Origin of the sequence: Paenibacillus darwinianus, assembly GCF_000598065.1 — a bacterium.
GTDB classification, from domain to species: domain Bacteria; phylum Bacillota; class Bacilli; order Paenibacillales; family Paenibacillaceae; genus Paenibacillus_I; species Paenibacillus_I darwinianus.
Window position 1 is genome coordinate 1 of sequence record NZ_KK082220.1, and the last position, 2,101, is coordinate 2,101.

At 57.0% G+C, this 2,101-nt stretch carries 3 protein-coding genes; all 3 read left to right on the forward strand.

The annotated features are described in order from the left end of the window. Nucleotides 1-567: amidohydrolase family protein (locus BG52_RS14495; RefSeq protein ID WP_036667574.1), on the forward strand; the 567-nt coding region annotated here is incomplete at its 5' end. Nucleotides 568-619: 52 nt separating this feature from the next. Further along, on the forward strand, nt 620-1,129 hold the full coding sequence (locus tag BG52_RS14500; RefSeq protein WP_051588160.1) for a DUF1097 domain-containing protein: 510 nt from the start codon (nt 620-622) through the stop codon (nt 1,127-1,129). A gap of 226 nt (nt 1,130-1,355) precedes the next feature. After that, nucleotides 1,356-2,101 (forward strand): spore coat protein (locus tag BG52_RS14505; protein ID WP_144340842.1); only part of this gene is annotated, 746 nt, incomplete at its 3' end.

The window sequence follows — 2,101 nt, forward strand, 5'->3', positions numbered from 1 at the left end:
GACGACTGGTCGTACCGGTACTTGGAGAAGTGCCAGGAGATTGGCATTACGAACATTCATGTGCACAAGGGGCCGACGATCATTCCGCTGAACCGTGACGCGTTCGACGTGGCGGACATCGACGATGTAGCGAGCGCGTTCCAGGGATTGAACTTTATTGTAGAGCACGTGGGCTTGCCGCGGCTCGAGGATTTTTGCTGGATCGCGACGCAGGAGCGGAACGTGTACGGTGGCCTGGCAGTAGCAATGCCGTTCATTCATACGCGGCCGCGGTATTTCGCAGAGATCATCAGCGAGCTGCTGTACTGGATCGGGCCGGACCGGATTCTGTTCGGGAGCGACTACGCGATCTGGGAGCCGAGCTGGCTTATTGAGAAATTTATGGCGATGGAGCTGCCTGAAGACATCCGGGAGGAGACGGGCGTGACGTTCGATAGAAGCGTGAAGAAGAAGATTCTTGGCGAGAACGCGGCGGCGCTCTATGGTATCGACATCGAGGCGCGGAAGGAGAAGTTCCGGGAATGCGACTTGGCTCGCATGATCGCAAGCCGCGAACGAATCGCTTGAGGGTCTCTAAAGCAAGAACCATCTATCAATTCCAGGGAGAAGAGGTGTAAGTATGCCGGCATTGGTCGCTTTATCGGTCGTCATCGCCGTTTTGGCGGGAGTATGGACATCGCTTAGCATCATGTGGGGATTGGTCACGTTCGCCGCATTCGTCTCATGGGCATGTTTCTTCGCATCCGGCGGTGGTGCGAAGGGATTGAAGACGACGCTCATTACGAATTTCACCGGCGTCGTCTGGGGGGTCCTGATTATTCGATTCTCGGACGGGATTGCGGCCGCCGCCGGCACGGCAACGCCGGTTGCCCTCGGCATTTCGCTCGGCATCATCGCCGGTGTGATGGTCCTTGCTTCTAAAGTCGGAATTTGGGCGTACGTTCCGGGCGTTTTTATGGGTACAGCGACGTATTTCGGCGCGGGTCTGGACTTTACTGGAAGCGCGATCGGCCTCGTCGTGGGCGCCTTCCTGGGCATCGCTTCCGCGAAGCTGAGCGATGCGCTCACGGCGAAGTCGAAGATCGCCGCGGCGGAGGCTCCGGTCGTCGATGCGGCGGAGCCGCTGTAAATTTCGCTTCGGGAACTGATGCGATAGCGAGAACCGCCGACATCGTTGGCGGTTCTTTGTGTGCGCCACGCATGGCGATTAACTAGGCAGTGAAAGTCCGCTGTGGGGGCAAAATAATTGTTTGATTATGGAAAGTATGATTTATTATTTGAGAGAGAGATGTATAATCGGCGCGGGACCCGGCAATATTATCCTTTGGCTGTTATCAAACAAAGGAGTGATTCCCATGCCATTCGGCGCTCACGAGTCGATGGAAACGCATGAGATTTTGATGGAGAAGATCAGCTGCATCACCCATTTCAATCTGTACGCACAAGAAGTGAAGAACCCCCAGCTGATGGATATGATCGTTCGCCATCAACAGGAGGAGATCCGGTCTTATAATGAAATCGTGAATTACACGCACGATTACAGCGGATTTGCTCCGATTCCGCCCAATACGAATATTCAGGGGGTATCGCCGCAGCAAATCCGCTACGGTCTCAACAACCCGCCCCAATTCGCTCCGCAGGCCGACGCGCGGTTCTACGACGGGGAAATCGCGACGGCGATGCTGCTGTGGCACAAAAACGGCGCCAGAAACTGCTCCTGGGCCGCATTGGAGTGCGCCGACCCGAATCTACGCAGCATGATGCTCAATAGCGCGGCGACCTGTATGGACCAGGCATACGAGGTGTTTCTGTTCATGAACGAACAGGGTTTGTATCAGGTTCCGACTCTTAAGGACCATACGGCGAAAACGCTCCTGCACCGCTACCAGCCGGCAGGCCAGGCGCTTCAGGCGCAATACGGCATGCAGGAGATGGGCTCCGGCGTGAGCGGAGACGGCGCTCAGGCTTACGGGAACGGAACATACGGAGCGGCGGGCGGTCCCGGGTTTTACAGCCCGAGCGTTCAAGGGGGTCATTCGATGTACGGCGGCGGCGCGGCGGGGCAGGGTCAGGCCCAAGGCCAAGGAGCCGCAACGATTTA